At 68.3% G+C, this 14,283-nt stretch carries 19 protein-coding genes; 11 read left to right on the top strand and 8 right to left on the bottom strand.

Going from position 1 to position 14,283, the window contains the following annotated elements:
• Both RCP80_RS15190 and dut read right to left on the bottom strand, forming a co-directional pair.
• A complete protein-coding gene (locus tag RCP80_RS15190; RefSeq protein WP_373693353.1) occupies positions 1–771 on the bottom strand; it encodes a DUF3710 domain-containing protein in 771 nt (256 codons plus the stop codon).
• The gene (gene dut / locus RCP80_RS15195) at positions 771–1,235 is read right to left on the bottom strand and encodes a dUTP diphosphatase (protein WP_308478461.1); all 465 of its coding nucleotides are present in this window, start codon (positions 1,233–1,235) and stop codon (positions 771–773) included. Before dut ends, RCP80_RS15190 begins: the two co-directional genes overlap by 1 nt.
• Before the next feature lie 25 nt (positions 1,236–1,260).
• On the opposite strand from dut, the gene RCP80_RS15200 reads away from it, so the two are divergent.
• Entirely contained in the window at positions 1,261–1,743 is a 483-nt protein-coding gene (locus tag RCP80_RS15200) for a DUF3093 domain-containing protein (protein ID WP_308478462.1), read from the top strand.
• On the opposite strand, the gene RCP80_RS15205 is transcribed toward RCP80_RS15200, so the two are convergent.
• Positions 1,744–2,046 carry a DUF4193 domain-containing protein gene (locus tag RCP80_RS15205; protein ID WP_308478463.1) on the bottom strand — a complete coding sequence of 101 codons (303 nt, stop codon included), beginning with the start codon at positions 2,044–2,046 and terminating at the stop codon, positions 1,744–1,746.
• A gap of 190 nt (positions 2,047–2,236) precedes the next feature.
• Between RCP80_RS15205 and cei the strand changes: the two genes are divergently transcribed.
• The gene (gene cei, locus RCP80_RS15210) at positions 2,237–2,890 is read left to right on the top strand and encodes an envelope integrity protein Cei (RefSeq protein ID WP_308478464.1); all 654 of its coding nucleotides are present in this window, start codon (positions 2,237–2,239) and stop codon (positions 2,888–2,890) included.
• A gap of 3 nt (positions 2,891–2,893) precedes the next feature.
• Here cei and RCP80_RS15215 read toward each other — a convergent pair whose 3' ends face one another.
• Positions 2,894–3,742, bottom strand: coding sequence for an inositol monophosphatase family protein (locus RCP80_RS15215; RefSeq protein ID WP_308482861.1), 849 nt, complete (start codon positions 3,740–3,742; stop codon positions 2,894–2,896).
• Positions 3,743–3,832: 90 nt separating this feature from the next.
• On the opposite strand from RCP80_RS15215, the gene ppgK reads away from it, so the two are divergent.
• Positions 3,833–4,609 carry a polyphosphate--glucose phosphotransferase gene (gene ppgK / locus RCP80_RS15220; RefSeq protein WP_308478465.1) on the top strand — a complete coding sequence of 259 codons (777 nt, stop codon included), beginning with the start codon at positions 3,833–3,835 and terminating at the stop codon, positions 4,607–4,609.
• Positions 4,610–4,804: 195 nt separating this feature from the next.
• A complete protein-coding gene (locus tag RCP80_RS15225; RefSeq protein WP_308478466.1) occupies positions 4,805–6,256 on the top strand; it encodes an RNA polymerase sigma factor in 1,452 nt (483 codons plus the stop codon).
• Here the strand turns inward: RCP80_RS15225 and RCP80_RS15230 are convergent.
• The gene (locus tag RCP80_RS15230; protein WP_308478467.1) at positions 6,253–6,612 is read right to left on the bottom strand and encodes a DUF952 domain-containing protein; all 360 of its coding nucleotides are present in this window, start codon (positions 6,610–6,612) and stop codon (positions 6,253–6,255) included. The genes RCP80_RS15225 and RCP80_RS15230 overlap by 4 nt on opposite strands.
• Positions 6,613–6,741: 129 nt before the next feature.
• On the opposite strand from RCP80_RS15230, the gene RCP80_RS15235 reads away from it, so the two are divergent.
• Positions 6,742–6,930, top strand: a complete 189-nt coding sequence (locus RCP80_RS15235) for a DUF7455 domain-containing protein (protein ID WP_308478468.1) — start codon at positions 6,742–6,744, stop codon at positions 6,928–6,930.
• Positions 6,931–6,993: 63 nt separating this feature from the next.
• Positions 6,994–7,995 carry a YihY/virulence factor BrkB family protein gene (locus RCP80_RS15240; protein ID WP_308478469.1) on the top strand — a complete coding sequence of 334 codons (1,002 nt, stop codon included), beginning with the start codon at positions 6,994–6,996 and terminating at the stop codon, positions 7,993–7,995.
• Here the strand turns inward: RCP80_RS15240 and RCP80_RS15245 are convergent.
• Positions 7,982–8,221, bottom strand: a complete 240-nt coding sequence (locus RCP80_RS15245) for a DUF3039 domain-containing protein (protein WP_308478470.1) — start codon at positions 8,219–8,221, stop codon at positions 7,982–7,984. The genes RCP80_RS15240 and RCP80_RS15245 overlap by 14 nt on opposite strands.
• 78 nt (positions 8,222–8,299) lie before the next feature.
• Here RCP80_RS15245 and RCP80_RS15250 point away from each other — a divergent pair, with 78 nt between their 5' ends.
• The 3 genes from RCP80_RS15250 (at position 8,300) to RCP80_RS15260 (ending at position 10,661) form a co-directional block, all read left to right on the top strand.
• Positions 8,300–8,725, top strand: coding sequence for a DUF3099 domain-containing protein (locus RCP80_RS15250; protein ID WP_308478471.1), 426 nt, complete (start codon positions 8,300–8,302; stop codon positions 8,723–8,725).
• Positions 8,726–8,843: 118 nt separating this feature from the next.
• Entirely contained in the window at positions 8,844–9,833 is a 990-nt protein-coding gene (locus RCP80_RS15255) for a sigma-70 family RNA polymerase sigma factor (protein WP_308478472.1), read from the top strand.
• Positions 9,834–9,968: 135 nt separating this feature from the next.
• Positions 9,969–10,661: an iron-dependent transcriptional repressor DtxR gene (locus tag RCP80_RS15260; RefSeq protein ID WP_308478473.1), complete on the top strand. Its 693-nt coding sequence runs from the start codon at positions 9,969–9,971 to the stop codon at positions 10,659–10,661.
• Between the two features lie 16 nt (positions 10,662–10,677).
• On the opposite strand, the gene RCP80_RS15265 is transcribed toward RCP80_RS15260, so the two are convergent.
• On the bottom strand, positions 10,678–11,739 hold the full coding sequence (locus tag RCP80_RS15265; RefSeq protein ID WP_308478474.1) for a DUF4192 domain-containing protein: 1,062 nt from the start codon (positions 11,737–11,739) through the stop codon (positions 10,678–10,680).
• A 283-nt stretch (positions 11,740–12,022) separates the two neighbouring features.
• Here RCP80_RS15265 and RCP80_RS15270 point away from each other — a divergent pair, with 283 nt between their 5' ends.
• Together RCP80_RS15270 and RCP80_RS15275 are read left to right on the top strand one after the other, a co-directional pair.
• Positions 12,023–13,000 (top strand): proteasome assembly chaperone family protein, encoded by a 978-nt coding sequence (locus RCP80_RS15270; protein ID WP_308478475.1) that lies wholly within the window; start codon positions 12,023–12,025, stop codon positions 12,998–13,000.
• Between the two features lie 45 nt (positions 13,001–13,045).
• Positions 13,046–13,741 (top strand): PhzF family protein, encoded by a 696-nt coding sequence (locus RCP80_RS15275; protein ID WP_308478476.1) that lies wholly within the window; start codon positions 13,046–13,048, stop codon positions 13,739–13,741.
• A 14-nt stretch (positions 13,742–13,755) separates the two neighbouring features.
• Here RCP80_RS15275 and nrdR read toward each other — a convergent pair whose 3' ends face one another.
• Entirely contained in the window at positions 13,756–14,217 is a 462-nt protein-coding gene (gene nrdR / locus RCP80_RS15280; protein WP_308478477.1) for a transcriptional regulator NrdR, read from the bottom strand.
• Positions 14,218–14,283: the final 66 nt, after the last annotated feature.

The following is a 14,283-nucleotide window of genomic DNA, read 5'->3' on the forward strand; positions in this document are numbered from 1 at the left end:
CTAGCCGCCGGTGATCGTGTTGGTGCTACGCAGTTGCTGCATGGCCGACACCGAGCGACGCGCGGCCGGGTTCGGCGGCTCCGGCTCCGGCGGTGCCTGCTGTCCGGCCTGCTGTCCGGCCTGCTGGGCGGCGGCCTGTTCGGCGGCGGCCCGCAGCTGGGCGGCCATCGGCTCCGGCAGTTGCACCGGCAGCGGAGTGCGGACCGGCATGGGGGTGTCGCCGCGCCGGACCACCGTGTCGGCCAACGCATTTCGGGCTTCCTGGACCAGCGCGGCCATGGTCTCCAGCGTGCCGTTGACCACGCACCGGATCATCCAGCGGTAGCCGTCGACGCCGATGAACCGGACCGCTCCGGAGGCCGTGCCGACCACCTCTCGCCCCCACGGGCCGGTCTCGATGCTGACCTCGGCGCTGTCCTTGCGCAGGGAGTCCGCCAGCTCGCCGGCCACCTCCCGCCACAGCCCGGCGCTCTTGGGCGCGGCGTAGGCCGCAACGGTGAACCGTCCGTTCGGGGTCACCACCCACACGGCGCTGGGCACGCCGGCCTCATTGAGTTCGACCTGCACCTGCCCGGCCTCGGGCATCGGGATGAGCACCGACCCCAGATCGAGCCGTCCCACCGCCGCGACGTCCGGGTCGTCGAAATCCTCGATGTCGAACGGGCCGTCGAGGTCGTCGGCGTCGTAGTCCTCGTCGTAGTCCAGGCCGCTGCTCACCGCGCTCTCGGCGGGCGCGCCGTCGTCGTCCTGCTTGCTCTTACCAAATGCCATCACAGACTCGCATGTCCTCCGGAGGAACCGTGACCGCCATCGCCACGGGTGGTGGCCGAAAGTCCGGCCTCGTCGAATGAGCTGACCTCGATGAGTTCAGGCAACTCGACCTGCTGCACCAGCAGCTGCGCGATGCGATCACCCCTACTGATCAGGATACGTTCGCTGGGATCCAGATTGATCAATGAAACCTTGATCTCTCCCCGATAACCGGAATCGATGGTGCCGGGACTGTTGACTATCGAAAGCCCCACGCGCGCAGCCAGACCCGAACGCGGGTGGACCAGCCCAACCATTCCCACCGGAATCGCGACCGCGATACCGGTCGGAACCAACGCGCGTTGACCCGGCCCCAACTCGACGTCTTCGGCGCTGAACAGGTCCACTCCGGCGTCGCCGGCGTGGGCACGCTGGGGCAACGGGAGTCCGGGGTCCAGGCGAACAACAGCCAGACGAGTCGACACGAGGCCACAGACTACCCTTGGCCGGGTGTCGGACTCGGGTGTGACCTCTCAGCAGGTGCGATACCGCGAGCGCCTTTGGGTGCCGTGGTGGTGGTGGCCGTTGGGGTTCGGCTTGGCGGCGTTGATCGCCGCGCAGGTCAACCGGGCGCTTTCGGAGACCGATTTCCCGGAGTGGGTGCCGTTCGCCGCGCTCTTCGCGGTGGCGGTGGGCGTGCTGCTGTGGTTCGGTCGCGCCGAGGTGGCTGTGATCTCCCGGGACGGTCAGGTGGAACTGTGCGCCGGTCCGGCGCACCTGCCGGCCGGCGTCATCTCCCGCAGCGCCGAGGTGCCGCGGTCGGCGAAGTCGGCGGCACTGGGCCGCCAACTCGATCCGACGGCCTACGTCCTGCATCGGGGATGGGTGGGACCGATGGTGCTGGCGGTACTCGATGATCCGGACGACCCGACGCCGTACTGGCTGGTCAGCTGCCGTCATCCGGACCGCGTGCTGGCTGCGTTGAACGGCTGATCAGGCCGCGCAGTCGTTGCAGATCATCACGCCGTTCTTCTCGCTCGCGAGTCGGCTGCGGTGCTGGACCAGGAAGCAACTCGAGCAGGTGAACTCGTCGGCCTGCTTCGGAACCACCCGCACCGACAGCTCCTCACCGGAGAGGTCCGCCCCCGGCAGTTCGAATGATTCCGCGGACTCCACCTCGTCCACGTCGACGACCGCCGACTGGGCCTCGTTGCGACGGGCCTTCAGTTCCTCCAGCGAATCTTCGGACACTTCATCTGTCTCGGAGCGCCGCGGCGCGTCATAGTCGGTAGCCATAACCTCTTCCCCTCGTCGTCCCCGTGCGCACAACGTGCTGCAGCATGGCTTTGTACCAGTGCCGAACGCGTGCGCCAAATGATTCGTGCCCGTATCGGCCTCTGTTCAACTGTGATTTACGTCACACTCTGTGCCGGCGCTTCTCGATTCCGTTGCGGACGGCGCCGCAAAGGTGCTCTAGAGTTCGGGCGTGGTCGCACAAATCACCGAGGGAACTGCCTTCGACAAGCGCGGATTACCCTTCCGCCGCCGCAACATCATCCCCGGCGTCGTCACCGTGGCGGTGCTCGCCGTCGTCACCGCGCTGGTGTGGATGATCGCGCTCACCCGGCCCGAGGATGTGCACCAGGCCGCGGTGTGCAACCCCCCGCCGGCCCCGGCCGACGGCGGTACCGCGCCCACACCCGGCGAGCCGGTGTCGCGCTCGGAGATGGCGGAGGTGATGCCGGCCAAACTCGCCGAGACCAAGATCAACGTCCTGAATGCCAGCGGACAGGGCGGACAGGCCGGCGAGGTGTCCGGGGCGCTGCGCGACCTCGGCTTCGCCCAACCCACCGCCGCCAACGATCCGCTCTACGCCTCGGCCCGGCTGACCTGCCAGGGTCAGATCCGCTTCGGACCCAACGGGCGGGCCGCGGCCGCCGCGGTATGGCTGGTGGCCCCCTGCACCGAACTGTTCGAAGACGGTCGCGGCGACGATTCGGTCGACCTGGCAATCGGGACCGAATTCGGCACCCTGACCCACAGCGACGACATCGACGCCGTGCTGGCCGGGTTGCGTCCCGACGCCACCGAACCGGCGGATTCGCAGTTGCTCAGCAAGATCCACTCGGCAAGCTGCTAGCGCCTACTCCCGCAGCGGCGCGAGCCCTCCGAGCCCGCGCAGGACCTCCTGCAGCTCATCGGCGATGCCGGGCGCGCTCGCGGCGGTGAGGGCCGCGTCGTGCCCCGGATCCGGCACCAGCACCACGGCGCCGGCCTCGGCCGCGATCAGCGCCCCCGCCGCCCAGTCCCACACCTTGAGGCCGTGCTCGTAATGGGCATCGAGGCGGCCCGCCGCGACCAGGCACAGATCCAGCGCCGCCGACCCGATCCGGCGCACGTCGCGAACCGCCGGCAGCAGCCCCGCCAGCAGCGCCGCCTGGGCCCGCCGGCGGTGTGGCGAATAGCCGAAGCCGGTGCCTATCAGCGCCATGTCCAACCGCGTCACGGCACTGCAGCGCAAGTCCACCACACCCGTCGGGCCGCTGACGGTGGCGCCGAAACCCAGTGCCGCCGAAAAGATTTCACCACCGACGACGTCGGCCACGGCCCCGGCCACCGAGACGCCGTCGATCTGCGCCGCCACCGACACCGCGTAGGCCGGGATCCCGTAGACGAAGTTCACGGTGCCGTCGATCGGGTCCAGCACCCACGTCACCGTCCCCGCGGCGACCGCGTGCGTGGGACCGCCGCCCTCCTCGCCGAGCACGGCGTCGCCGGGACGCAGCTCGGCCAGCCGACGGCGCAGCAGCGCCTCGGTCTCGGTGTCGACGACGGTGACCGGGTCGGTCGGGGTGCTCTTGGCGGCGACGGCGTCGAGGACCGGGTTGGCGCCGAACACCTCGGCGCGGCGCGACCGCACGAACGCGGCCGCCTCGGCGGCCACCTGCTCGGCGACCGCCCGCAGCGCAGCGACATCCTGACCTGGGGGCACGGCGGGGTTCGTCACCGCTCCATCGCAACACACCGCAGGCGCGACGCACTATGTTTGAACCGCTGACCGCCACGCCGCCCAGGAGTTGCCATGACCGCGCAAGTTCCCAGTCCTGCCGCAAACCACGGTTTCGGCATCGACGTCGGAGGCAGCGGCGTCAAGGGCGGCATCGTCGATCTGGGCACCGGGCAGCTGGTCGGGGAACGCTTCAAGCTGGCCACGCCCCGACCGTCCACCCCGGACGCGGTCGCCAAGACCATCGCGGCCGTCGTCGCGCATTTCGGTTGGACCGGACCGCTGGGGGTGACTTATCCCGGCGTGGTGACCGACGGCATCGTGCGCACCGCCGCCAACATCGACGACTCGTGGATCGGCACCAACGCCACCGAGGTGTACCGCACGGCGCTCGGCGGCCAGCCGGTGACGGTGCTCAACGACGCCGACGCCGCCGGCCTGGCCGAGGAGCGCTTCGGTGCGGGTCGCGACCAAACCGGGGTGGTGGTGTTGCTGACGTTCGGGACCGGGATCGGCTCGGCGGTGATCCACAACGGTGTGCTGCTACCCAACACCGAGTTCGGCCATCTCGAGGTCGACGGCAAGGAGGCCGAGCACCGGGCCGCCTCCTCGGTCAAGGAGCACAAGGGCTGGACCTACGAACGCTGGACCAAGGAGGTCACCAAGGTGTTGGTGGCCGTCGAGAACGCGGTGTGGCCGGATTTGATCATCGCCGGCGGCGGCATCAGCCGAAAGGCCGACAAGTGGGTTCCGCTGCTGACCAACCGCACCCCCGTGGTGGCCGCCGCCCTGCAGAACACCGCCGGGATCGTGGGAGCAGCGATGGCGGCGCACGGGGACGGCACCGGGTAGCCTCGAACGCAGGAGACGCGCTGAGTTACTTCTCGACGCGGTCAATCGCCGCACTGTCGTTACAATGGTCGAGGCGGCCGCCCAACGAATAGCGGTGAAGCTCCAAACCAGAGACTGACGCCGACATTCCAATGCCGACGCTTGCGGTGACGCACGCCCTGCGCACCGGAAGTCAGCACGACCGAAAGGGTGTACGTGGCAGCGACAAAAGCCAGCACCGATGAGCCGGTGACGGCCACCGCCACCAAAGCCTCCGCATCAGGCACGGCGGCCAAGCGCGCGCCCGCCAAGCGGGCCACCAAGGCGGGACGGGCGACCAAGGCCGCCGATGGTGCGGCCAAGCCCGCCAAGGCAGCACCTCGCAAGGCAGCCGCCAAGGCCGCCGGCGGGGCGCCCGCACGGGGCCGCGCCAAGAAGGCGACGACGAAAGCCGTCGACGCCGACGGCGTCGAAATCGAGGACGTCGAGACCGAACCGGGCGACGAACTCGAGGCCGACCCCGACCTGGTGGTCGGCGTGGATCTCGAAGACCTCGAGGACGAGGACGAGACCGACGCCGCAGCCCCGGCCGGCACCAAGAAGGCCGCGTCCGGCAAGTCCGCCAAGGACGATGACGACGACGACATCAACGAGCCGTCCGAGAAGGACAAGGCCTCGGGCGATTTCGTCTGGGACGAAGAGGAGTCCGAGGCGCTGCGGCAGGCCCGCAAGGACGCCGAGCTCACCGCTTCGGCCGACTCGGTCCGCGCCTATCTCAAGCAGATCGGCAAGGTGGCGCTGCTCAACGCCGAAGAGGAAGTCGAGCTCGCCAAGCGCATCGAGGCGGGGCTGTACTGCACCCAGCTGATGACCGAGTTCGCCGAGAAGGGCGAGAAGCTGACGACGGCGCAACGCCGCGACTATCAGTGGATCTGCCGCGACGGCGACCGCGCCAAGAACCATCTACTCGAGGCCAACCTGCGGCTGGTCGTCTCGCTGGCCAAGCGATACACCGGCCGCGGGATGGCGTTCCTGGACCTCATCCAGGAGGGCAACCTGGGCCTGATCCGTGCGGTCGAGAAGTTCGACTACACCAAGGGCTACAAGTTCTCCACGTACGCCACCTGGTGGATCCGCCAGGCCATCACCCGCGCCATGGCCGACCAGGCCCGCACCATCCGTATCCCGGTGCACATGGTCGAGGTGATCAACAAGCTCGGCCGCATCCAGCGCGAGTTGCTGCAGGACCTGGGTCGCGAGCCCACGCCCGAAGAGCTGGCCAAGGAAATGGACATCACGCCGGAGAAGGTGCTGGAGATCCAGCAGTACGCGCGTGAGCCCATCTCGCTGGACCAGACCATCGGCGACGAGGGCGACTCCCAACTCGGCGACTTCATCGAGGACAGCGAAGCCGTGGTCGCCGTGGACGCGGTGTCGTTCACGCTGCTGCAGGATCAGCTGCAGTCCGTGCTCGAGACGCTCTCCGAGCGCGAGGCGGGCGTGGTGCGGCTGCGGTTCGGCCTCACCGACGGACAGCCGCGCACCCTCGACGAGATCGGGCAGGTCTACGGCGTGACCCGCGAGCGGATTCGCCAGATCGAGTCCAAGACCATGAGCAAGTTGCGGCACCCCAGCCGCTCGCAGGTGCTGCGCGACTACCTGGACTAGATCGTCAGCGGCGGGAACCGGCCGTCGGCGTCCGGGAGGTACGGGGTGATTCTGCTCACCGCGCGGACGGGCACCGGCCCGTACAGATGGGGGAAAACCATCGACGCGGGATCGGTGGGCACCCCGGGTTCCCACCGCAGCGGCGCCGCGAGCAACGCCGGATTCAGGTACAGCAGTACCAAATCGCGCCGGCCGGCATAGAGCCGGTTGGCGGGCAGATGCACCTGCTCAGGCGTCGACAGGTGGACAAATCCCACCTCGCGCAGCGACGCCGGCCGGTACTCGGCGGTGCCGGCGGCCTCGGCCCAGTCCGCGGCCGCGCAGAGGTGAACGAGGTCGGCCGGGGTCGCAGGCATGGCATCAGCCTGCCGCAGCGGCGCGACGAAGCGAAGGTGAGACACGACACACCGGTGCAGCCTTGGGGAACAACGCCGGAACGCCGAACGTCTGACAGAGTAAGAGATCACGCGAGGAACGGAGGAGCCATGACCGCAACTCTGACCAGTCCGGCTTTGACACGGGCTGATCGCTGCGACCGGTGCGGTGCTGCCGCCCGGGTGCGCGCCAAGCTCCCATCCGGAGCCGAATTGTTGTTCTGCCAGCACCACGCCAACAAGCACGAGGCCAAGCTGGCCGAACTCGCCGCGGTGCTGGAGACCAGCCCCGCTGAGTAGTAAGTCGCCGTCGGAGCGTCGCGCTTCGCAGATTCGCCGGAAGTCAGGAATGCTGGTCTGGTCATGAGCGACCAGACCGCGAAGCCTTCCCGACACCACATCTGGCGCGTTTCGAAAAGGACGCTGTCGAAGGCGTGGGACGACTCGATCTTCGCCGAGTCCGCGCAGGCCGGGTTCTGGTCGGTGCTCTCGTTGCCGCCGTTGCTGCTGGGCATGCTCGGCAGCCTGGCCTACATCGCACCGCTGTTCGGCCCGGCCACGCTGGCGACCATCGAAGACCGGCTGGTCAGCACCGCGGCCAGCTTCTTCTCCGACAACGTCGTCACCGAGATCATCGAGCCCACGATGCGCGACATCGTGCAGGGCGCACGCGGCGAGGTGGTGTCGCTGGGCTTCGTGATCTCGCTGTGGGCGGGCTCCTCGGCGATCTCGGCCTTCGTGGACGCCATCGTGGAGGCGCACGACCAGACCCCGCTGCGGCACCCGGTGCGGCAGCGCTTCTACGCCCTGGGCCTGTACGTGGTGGGACTGCTGATCATCATCATCTCGGCGCCGTTCCTGGCCCTAGGGCCGAGCAAGGTCGCCGAATACATCCCGGACAGCTGGGACAACGTGCTGAGGTTCGGCTACTACCCGGCGCTGGCCCTGGGGTTCATCATCGCGATCACCGTGCTGTACCGGGTGTCGCTACCCCGGCCGCTGCCGACGCATCGCCTGGTCATCGGGGCGGTACTGGCAACGACGGTGTTCATGGTCGCCACCGTCGGGCTGCGCATCTACCTGAGCTCGATCACCCGCACCGGTTACACCTACGGCGCGCTGGCCACCCCGATCGCGTTCCTGCTGTTCGCGTTCTTCCTGGGGTTCGCCATCATGATCGGCGCCGAACTCAACAACGCGATCGAAGAGGAGTGGCCCGCGCCGGCCACGCACACCCACCAGCTGCGCTCCTGGCTCGAGGAGAAGGCGACCGCCAAGGCCGACGGAAAGACGGCGCGGCCGGTCGCCCAGGTGCCCGACGGGGCACCGGAGACCGAGCAGCCCGCGTGGCCTACGTCTTCTTGAGCTGCTCGTAGATGCGCTTGCAGTCCGGGCACACCGGTGAGCCGGGCTTGGCCGACTTGGTCACCGGGAACACCTCGCCACACAGCGCGACCACATGGGTGCCCATCACCGCACTCTCAGCGATCTTGTCCTTCTTGACGTAGTGGAAGAACTTCGGCCGGTCGCTGTCCGTCCCGTCGTCAGTGCGTTCGTCGGTGTCGGTGCGCTCGATCGTCTGAGTCTGCATAGGTGACATTGTGCCGCAGAAAATTACGGGCGGGGAACCGGTCCGTTCACAGCCGCTCATCTGTGCAAGAGTGGAGGAATGAAGCACAGCCAAGAGCTGGGTTTCGACGACGAAGGTCGGCCGGTACTCATCACGCGCGCAGCGATTCCCTCGGAAGAGGAGCATCGCCAGCGGGTTCGCAAGTACCTGATCATGATGTCCTGCCGCGTCCCGGCCCTGCTGCTCGCCGCGTGGGCCTACAGCGTGTGGCACAACGGGTGGATATCGCTGGCGATCGTCGCGGTCTCGATTCCGCTGCCCTGGATGGCGGTGTTGATCGCCAACGACCGGCCACCCCGTCGCGCCGAGGAACCCCGCCGATACGACGGCGCCGCACGGACGTCGCTGTCCCCCACCGAGGAGCATCCCGCCCTCGATGCCGGCGGCCGCTACGTCGACGGGATCGTCGTGGACGCCGAGGATCCTCGGCCTGCGGCGAATCCCGACGCCGAACCTCCTGGCTGAGCGCGTGGCTCGCGCGATTCTCAGCGCATTCTCAGGTCAATCGGCCATTTCTGCACGTCAGACGGTGTGAAACCGCGACATTGTGGGAACTCTTTGCTCCGTTAGGGCGTTAGAACGTTTGACAGTTCGAGCCACTAAGGAGGCCGATATGGCGAATGCCACCGCAACCCGGATCGACGGGGATCTGGACGCTCAGAGCCCAGCCGCTGACTTGGTACGGGTGTATCTGAACGGTATCGGCAAGACCGCGTTGCTCAACGCCGCCGATGAGGTGGAACTCGCCAAACGGATCGAAGCTGGGCTGTACGCGCAGCACCTGCTGGCGACGCGGAAGCGACTGGGCGAGACCCGCAAACGTGCTCTTGCCGAGGTGGTGCGCGACGGCCAAGCCGCGCGCAGCCACCTGTTGGAAGCCAACCTGCGCCTGGTGGTGTCGTTGGCCAAGCGCTACACCGGCCGCGGCATGCCGCTGCTGGACCTGATCCAGGAGGGCAACCTCGGCCTGATCAGGGCCATGGAGAAGTTCGACTACGCCAAGGGCTTCAAGTTCTCGACTTACGCCACGTGGTGGATCCGGCAGGCGATCACCCGCGGTATGGCCGACCAGAGCCGCACCATCCGGCTCCCGGTCCACCTCGTCGAACAGGTCAACAAGCTGGCCCGGATCAAGCGCGAGATGCACCAGCAGCTGGGTCGGGAGGCCTCGGACGAAGAACTCGCCGAAGAGTCGGGCATTCCCGTCGAGAAGATCAACGATCTGCTCGAGCACAGCCGCGACCCGGTGAGCCTGGACATGCCCGTGGGCTCCGACGAGGAGGCGCCGCTGGGCGACTTCATCGAGGACGCCGAGGCGTTGTCGGCGGAGAACGCGGTGATCTCCGAATTGCTGCACACCGACATCCGGCACGTGTTGGCCACGCTCGACGAGCGGGAGCAGCAGGTGATCCGGCTGCGGTTCGGCCTCGACGACGGCCAGCCGCGCACGCTGGACCAGATCGGCAAGCTCTTCGGACTCTCGCGGGAACGCGTGCGTCAGATCGAGCGCGAAGTGATGTCGAAACTGCGCCAGGGCGATCGCGCCGACCGGCTCCGTTCGTATGCCAGCTAACGAATAACCGTCCTCGCACTTCAGTGTGCCCGCCGCTCCCCCTCGGCGGGCACACTGCTATCCGGGTGGCGCGGCGACGTTAGAGGTCCATTGGCGCAGCTCGCCAAGTAGACTTGGGCGGACGGAGGGTGGCATATGAACGACCTAGTCGATACAACGGAGATGTACCTACGGACGATCTACGACCTCGAGGAAGAGGGCGTGATCCCGTTGCGCGCGCGGATTGCCGAGCGGCTGGAACAAAGCGGTCCTACCGTGAGCCAGACCGTATCGCGGATGGAGCGTGACGGATTGCTCCGGGTGGCCGGCGACCGGCATCTGCAACTCACGGAGAAGGGACGGTCGCTGGCCGTCGCCGTGATGCGCAAGCACCGGCTGGCCGAGCGGCTGCTGGTCGATGTGATCGGCATGCCCTGGGAAGACGTGCACGCCGAGGCCTGCAAGTGGGAGCACGTGATGAGCGAGGAGGTCGAGCGCCGACTGGTGGCCGTGCTGGACAACCCGACCGTGTCCCCCTTCGGTAACCCGATCCCCGGGCTTTCGGAGCTGGGCATCGGCACCGCGAACGGCTTCGAGGATTACAACCTGGTGCGCCTGACCGAGCTGCCGCCCGGCTCCCCGGTCGCGGTCGTCGTGCGCCAACTGACCGAACACGTCCAAGGCGACACCATGCTGATCAGCCGTCTCAAGGACGCCGGCGTGGTGCCCAACGCCCGCGTCACCGCCATCGTGAACCCACCCGGGGAGGTCACCATCGTGATCCCGGGTCACGAGAACGTCGACCTGCCCCACGAGATGGCCCACGCGGTCAAGGTGGAAAAGGTCTGACGGCGCCGCGCAGCGGCTACCCCGCCGCGCGGCCGGAGTGCCGGCGCGGCGGGAGTCCGACGCCGATCCGTTCGGCGAGCCGGTAGCCGGTCAGCGCGAGCCGGCGGATGTGCTGCGGCCGCAACCCCGAGTGCAGCGCATCGTCCAGCATCCCCGCCATCCGGTGTGTCTCGTCGATGCAAAGGGCCTGCTCCAGGGCCACCCCGGCCAGCGGACCGTCGCCGCGTACATAGGCGAAGAACGCGAGCAGGGTCAACGCCTCGGCACGCCACGGGGCCGGCAACGCCCGCGACAGCACCGCCCACAGCGACTCCGCCTGATCCGCGGACTCGCCGATCGCCAGCCCGTAGAGCGCGTCCCGAACCGTGATGTCGGTCAGTGCGTAGGCCAACGCCGCGAGTTCGACGTCGGTGAGAACATCGCCGGCCCCGACGCGGTGCACCGCGGCCAGGGTGTCCTCCAGTGCGCGGCGACTCGCCGCCTCGGGGTTCGCGGCGCGGGCGGCGTCACCGCCCCCGCCGGCGAGCGCGGCAACGGCCCGTGCGATCGCCGGCTGATCGCGTTCGGCGTCGAGGTCGATCACGGCCTGCATCTCCGACCGGCTGCCGTACAGCCGTCGCCCGTCGAGCACCGCCGCGACCGACAGCGGCGAGGCCCCCGGATCGTCGATGCGACCGCCGGCGCCACAGCCGTCGACGCAGTGCCATCGGCCGCCCTCGGCGATGCGGTCGACCACGTGCACGGCGGTGAGCTGCACATCGTTGTCGGCCAGCAACTCGCCCAGGTCCGCGCACATCTGCTGGTATTCGTCGTTGCACATCGGGCACCGGGCGCCCTCGGCGTCGACGATCACGGCGATGACCGCATCGGTCTGTGCCGCCGACGCGACATCAACCAGATGTTCCAGCTCCCCATCGAGACACGGCCCGAGATCGACCCGCATGACCGCGCCCAACTGGCCGCGGTCGATGCCGACCAGGACGAGCGACTTCACCGGGGCGAAGCCCAGCACCGCGGGCAGGGCGGCGATCAGTGCCGCGGGGCGGTTGAACACGAAATCAGGGGTCTGCGATGTCATGCCCGAACGGTCCCAACCGCCGCCGTCACCACCGGCCCCGAGACCGGCCGGATCGCTGCGATGTGTGGATGAAGTCGCAACTGTGAGTACACCCGCGGAGGGACACGCCCGGCCCGACAGCCGTTCGCTGGTAGCCGAAATCGGGACTTCCCCGCCCCGATAATCTGTTGGACCCGGTGTGTCGCGGTCCCAGCTGTGTTTGCCGCGACGCTCTGGGGGACACTTAGAGGTAACGGTCCGGCAGCCGACGGCTGCCCCAGCCGTAACGAGGAGGCGAATACATATGACTCACGTACCAGGTCAGGACCAACCCGAGCAGACCGGTATGTACGAGTTGGAGTTCCCCGCGCCGCAGCTGTCCAACGCCGACGGCCGCGGGCCGGTGCTGATCCACGCCCTGGAAGGGTTTTCCGATGCGGGCCACGCGATCCGGTTGGCCGCCGCGCACCTCAAGGACACCCTCGACACCGAGCTGGTGGCCTCGTTCGCGATCGACGAGCTGCTCGACTACCGCTCCCGTCGGCCCCTGATGACCTTCAAGACCGACCACTTCACCGACTACGAGGACCCCGAGCTGTCCTTGTTCGCGCTCCACGACAGCGTCGGCACGCCGTTTCTGCTGCTGGCCGGCATGGAACCCGACCTGAAGTGGGAGCGGTTCATCAGCGCGGTGCGCCTGCTGGCCGAGCGGTTGGACGTCCGACGCACCATCGGGCTCGGCGCGATCCCGATGGCGGTGCCGCACACCAGGCCGATCACGCTGACCGCGCATTCCAACGACCGTGAGCTCATCGCCGAGCACACCCCGTGGGTCGGCGAGGTTCAGGTTCCCGGCAGCGTCTCGAGCCTGCTCGAGTATCGGATGGCCCAGCACGGCCACGAGGTGGTCGGATTCACCGTGCATGTGCCGCACTACCTTGCGCAGACCGATTACCCGGCGGCGGCGCAGGCCCTGCTGGAAGAGGTCGCGCGTTCGGCGTCGCTCGAACTGCCGACGCATGCGCTCAACGAAGCGGCCGCCGAGGTCCGGGTCAAGATCGACGAGCAGGTCGAGGCCAGCGCCGAGGTCGGCCAGGTCGTCAACGCGCTCGAGCGCCAATACGACGCGTTCGTCTCGGCGCAGGAGAACCGGTCGCTGCTGGCACGCGACGAGGACCTGCCCAGCGGTGACGAACTCGGCGCCGAATTCGAGCGGTTCCTGGCTCAGCAGTCCCACGAGAAGTTCAACGACCCGTTTTCCGACGGCGACAGCACGCCGTAGCCGAACGGGGCGAACCCCGCAGCGCTCCCCCAGTAGAGTCGGGCCATGGGTACCGATGTGACTGTGTTGCGGGTGTTCACCGACTCGGCCGGAAATTTCGGAAACCCGCTGGGGGTCGTCGACGCCGCCACGGTGGCACCCGACGACCGTCAGCGGTTGGCCACCCACTTGGGTTACAGCGAAACAGTTTTCATCGACCTTCCCGCCCCCGGCGCGCCCACTGCCACCGCCCGTATCTTCACGCCGGTGACCGAACTCCCCTTCGCGGGCCACCCGACCGTCGGGGCCGCGTGGTGGCTTCGGTCCCAGGGCTGCGCCATCCACACGCTGCAGGTCCCGGCCGGCATCGTGCAGGTCAGCTACGACGTGGGCCCGCACCGGCGCACCGCGATCAGCGCTCGGGCCAGATGGGCACCCGAATTCGCCATCCACGATGTGGACTCGGTCGACAAGCTGGCGGCGGCCGACCCCGATGACTTCTCCGACGACGTCGAGCACTATCTGTGGACGTGGACCGATCGGGACGCCGGCAGGATCCGGGCCCGGATGTTCGCCCACAGCCTCGGGGTGCTTGAGGACGAGGCCACCGGCGCAGCGGCGGTGCGGCTCACCGATTACCTGAGCCGGGATCTGCTGATCACCCAGGGCAAGGGCTCCGAGATCGAAACCCAGTGGAACTCCGAGGGGTGGGTCCGCATTGCCGGCGGCGTCGTCGACGACGGGGTACGCACCGTCGACTGAGTCGGCGTCGCAGGTCAGCCGGCGGCCAAGCCCTCACGGTGCTGACGCAACGCCTGGATCTCCCGCTCGAAGTCGTCGGCGGAGGTGAAGGACCGGTAGACCGAGGCAAAGCGCAGATAGGCGACCTCGTCGAGCTCCCGGAGCGGCCCCAGGATCGCCAGTCCGACCTCGTGGCTCGGCACTTCCGGACCCGCGGCTCGCACGGCGTCCTCGACCTGCTGGGCGAGCACGTTGAGCGCGTCGTCGTCGACCTGGCGGCCCTGGCACGCCCGGCGCACGCCGCTGATCACCTTCTCGCGGCTGAACGGCTCGGTGACGCCGCTGCGCTTGACGACGGCCAACACCGCGGTTTCCACGGTGGTGAAGCGCTTGCCGCACTCCGGGCAGGATCGCCGTCGGCGGATCGCCTGACCCTCGTCGGTCTCGCGGGAGTCGACCACGCGCGAATCGGGATGCCGGCAGAAAGGACAGTGCATGTCCGCTCCTTCATCGCACCGGCATTGAGATGACGTGTTCGACTCAGAGACTACCTGCGCCCGCTG

The sequence above is a fragment of the Mycolicibacterium sp. MU0053 genome, assembly GCF_963378095.1.
GTDB classification, from domain to species: domain Bacteria; phylum Actinomycetota; class Actinomycetes; order Mycobacteriales; family Mycobacteriaceae; genus Mycobacterium; species Mycobacterium burgundiense.